At 46.7% G+C, this 3,327-nt stretch carries 5 protein-coding genes; all 5 read right to left on the bottom strand.

Going from position 1 to position 3,327, the window contains the following annotated elements; all coding sequences use genetic code 11:
- Positions 1-135: 135 nt before the first annotated feature.
- Positions 136-552 (bottom strand): D-Ala-D-Ala carboxypeptidase family metallohydrolase, encoded by a 417-nt coding sequence (locus tag DWY79_RS22105; RefSeq protein ID WP_009018668.1) that lies wholly within the window; start codon positions 550-552, stop codon positions 136-138.
- 21 nt (positions 553-573) lie between these two features.
- A complete protein-coding gene (locus DWY79_RS22515; RefSeq protein WP_140394020.1) occupies positions 574-768 on the bottom strand; it encodes a hypothetical protein in 195 nt (64 codons plus the stop codon).
- Positions 758-1,201 (bottom strand): HU family DNA-binding protein, encoded by a 444-nt coding sequence (locus DWY79_RS22100; protein ID WP_008774393.1) that lies wholly within the window; start codon positions 1,199-1,201, stop codon positions 758-760. The genes DWY79_RS22515 and DWY79_RS22100 overlap by 11 nt, the downstream gene beginning before the upstream one ends.
- A 200-nt stretch (positions 1,202-1,401) precedes the next feature.
- Entirely contained in the window at positions 1,402-1,860 is a 459-nt protein-coding gene (locus DWY79_RS22095) for a hypothetical protein (RefSeq protein ID WP_230319706.1), read from the bottom strand.
- A 346-nt stretch (positions 1,861-2,206) separates the two neighbouring features.
- Positions 2,207-3,327, bottom strand: a 1,121-nt coding sequence (locus tag DWY79_RS22090; RefSeq protein ID WP_147431815.1) for a UDP-N-acetylglucosamine 4,6-dehydratase family protein, incomplete at its 5' end; no start/stop codon positions are given.

The following is a 3,327-nucleotide window of genomic DNA, read 5'->3' as shown; positions in this document are numbered from 1 at the left end:
TATAAAACATACGGTCCAAATTTATCGGGCATTATTTTTTAGGCTTTTTTTCAAGACTTAACAAGTTATATAATGTACGTACGATAAAACACAATATATAGTATCCTTTTTTCCTAAATCCACTCATACCCCCTCCTATTTAAATAAAATCTGTTTTCTGTTCACCCCATGTTTTTTTAATGAAAGATGTATGAATCCCTTCGTACGATAAAGGATCGCCTGATCAAAATTCAGACAGCTTGCCACCAAGTCCTCCAATAGTCGGTTGCGATCCACCGTGTAAATGTCTACCGCCTCCCCCTTCATATGTTGCGAGCTAGGGGCACCTCCCAACAATCGGTTTAACTCTTCGCTTCGATAGCCACTCATGATATACATAGGCTGTCGATGATATATACGCAAAGGTTCCAACAACCGTACCGTTAGATTCCGTATCGCCGGTATTACCTCCGAAGGTAACGCATTATTAAGTCCAAGTTCCACCGCCATCGCACTATAAACAAACTCGTCCATACGAAAATGCTCTGTCAATCTCTTCTCATCCTTTTCCATCTTAACTCAAATTTTCAATTTTCAATCCTTAATTTTCAATTTATAAGAGTAGTCCACCCCAAACAACGCACCGGCAAACGTACAGATCTCCCCAAATGCGACCAGCACGCTGTTATCTATCTCACCGGAAGGAGCCACCCAAAAACCACAGAATACTAAGGCAAGGCCGGCCACGCAAAGCAGCACGGCCATTACCAGTTGCACGTTAAATCTCACTCGGGCTATCACTATCAGAGCCACCAGCCTCCGCAGTGGCACCATCTTGGGAGATCCGTGAGTACTCCAGTGTCTTCTTCGTATCCTTCAACTCACCTCCCGGAGTGAAAATGATACGCGGCGGGCGCAGCATACTCGAATTGAAATCCTTTTTATCTGTTACACCATCACTACTCACCGAGATCCGAAAACTCCCGAAATCGCCGAACTTTACGATACGCCCCTCCTGAAGTTCCATATCTAATACGAAATTAAGGTTATCCAATACCGCCTTCACATCTGCCGACGACACCGTACTACGTGCCGAGATCAACTTACATAGCGTTTTCATACTAGAGGTACCATTCGTTTTCGACACCGCATAAAACTTTTTCTCTGAATCCTTCTCACCCGGCTTCGACGGACGCAACACCAACTTAAAACCTTGTGCCATATCTTTTAATTTTTATGGTTATATACCCCTTATGGAGCACGACACAAAGGTAAGATGGCCCAGAAGAGACGAACGTCCGTAGTTTTATCCATCAAACAAGTAATATACAACTAATTAAAAATAAAAAAGCCCAAAAATTCCCCTTTTCAAAGACAACAAAAACCTGCTATTCTTAACTAACATTCAAATCCATATCTCTTTTAAAACTCATCCGTCACCTCCCTCTTTCCGGCAAGCACCAAGACTGCTTCCGCAGAATGCCCCGCCTCTCGCAAATGAGAAGCCAAGCTACGCACCGAGTCCGGAAAATCAAACCCCATCAACAGGCAAGAGGCCATCTCCAAGGAGGAAGGAGGGGTCTCTCGATCCGTAAACTCCACGAGTTTCACTAGCTCCAACAAGAGTTCCGGACGAAATGGGGAATACAACAAATCACCACGCACCGTATACTTACGTATATAACACCGTTCGCACTCCCGGTCATGCTCCATATACTTCCGGATAAATTTACGGTACGCCCCGGGCATCTTCCTATAATAATCTCCATATCCCAAACTACACACATCCATTTTCCAAGACTCCCGCTCATCCGGCCCCAACGTTACCAAGAACGCGTCAAAATTCTTCACCGTGGGCTTATGCCCCAATCTCTCTCTCAAACGTTCATAGATCTTTTTCATCATGCGAACGCAGGGGGAATGTTTATCCCTGCGCCGCATATGGCCGGACACCGTACTTACATACGGATTTTCAAACACATATATAAAAACAGAACCGGCCTTCTAAATCCCTTTACGGGAAAAGAAGACCGGTACAAAACCTTGACCTTATATCGATTCTACAAAATCTCTATCATCCTATCTTTTCATCACAAAACCCACATGGTTCCTTCTCTTTTCTTGCAAATGCCTCTGGGGAGGCTCTTCTTTTTTGACGCTATATTTAAATCAACATTAATAGCATAGGCCCTCACGGATAAATCCATAATTTACTTTTTATTTCGCTCTATTCATCCAACACCTCATATTTAGAATGCTGGCTCTTGAACTCAGGAACGATCTCCTTCATCCGCTTCACGATCTGCATATCCCCCTCCACGACACAAGCACGTACCAAGGCATCAATCCGCAGATTGGCGTCAGCATAATCATACGCACGGACTTGGGCGATCTTGATCTTCGGATGAAAAGTAGGCTTGGAGGTCTCATCCTCATTGAGTACCTCCTCATACAACTTCTCCCCGTCTCGCAATCCCGTGAACCGGATCTCGATTCCCTTCACCCCGCTCAGACGGATCATACGCTCAGCCAGATCCACGATCCGTACAGGTTTACCCATATCGAACACGAAGATCTCGCCCCCATTACCCATCGTACCGGCCTCTAGGACTAGCTTACAAGCCTCCGGTATCAGCATGAAGAAACGAATGATATCCTTGTGCGTCACCGTAACCGGACCGCCCCGCTTGATCTGTTCCTTGAATAACGGGATCACGGAACCATTCGATCCCAGCACATTACCGAAACGAGTCGTCACGAATTGCGTACGCCCCCTCACCTTCCCATCCTTGATAGCCTGATCCAAGCTCTGCACGTAGATCTCGCAAATACGTTTCGAGCAGCCCATCACGTTCGTGGGATTCACCGCCTTGTCGGTCGATACCATCACAAACTTCCTCGTGCCATATTTCACCGCCAAGTCTGCGATCACCCGGGTACCGTCCACGTTGTTGCGGACACTCTCCTCCGGATTATCCTCCATCATAGGTACATGCTTGTAAGCCGCGGCATGAAACACGTAATCCGGACGATGCTCCTCGAACAATTCCTCCATGCGTTCACGTACACAAATATCGCTCACAACCGTATAGGATTCTATATCCGGCCACCCACGAGCCATCATCAAGCGGACATCGTGTAAGGGAGTCTCCGCCTGATCTATCAAGACCATACGTTCCGGGGCGAACTGGGCTACCTGCCGCACGATCTCACTACCGATACTTCCGGCGGCTCCTGTTATCAGAATCCGCTTACCGGTAAGCTGCTTCCTCACCGCCTCCAAGTCTATCTCGATCTTATCACGGGGCAGTAAATCCTCTATATTCACCTCCCTCAGCTGGGTATGGC

Origin of the sequence: Parabacteroides sp. AF27-14, from assembly GCF_003635425.1 — a bacterium.
Taxonomy (GTDB): domain Bacteria; phylum Bacteroidota; class Bacteroidia; order Bacteroidales; family Tannerellaceae; genus Parabacteroides; species Parabacteroides distasonis.
The sequence above is the reverse complement of the archived record's forward strand: the minus strand, read 5'-3'. Positions and strand labels throughout refer to the sequence as shown.

Coding starts and splice junctions, on each gene's coding strand:
- DWY79_RS22105 (WP_009018668.1), bottom strand. CDS start 552: ATGGAAAAGGATGAGAAGAGATTGACAGAGCATTTTCGTATGGACGAG.
- DWY79_RS22100 (WP_008774393.1), bottom strand. CDS start 1,201: ATGGCACAAGGTTTTAAGTTGGTGTTGCGTCCGTCGAAGCCGGGTGAG.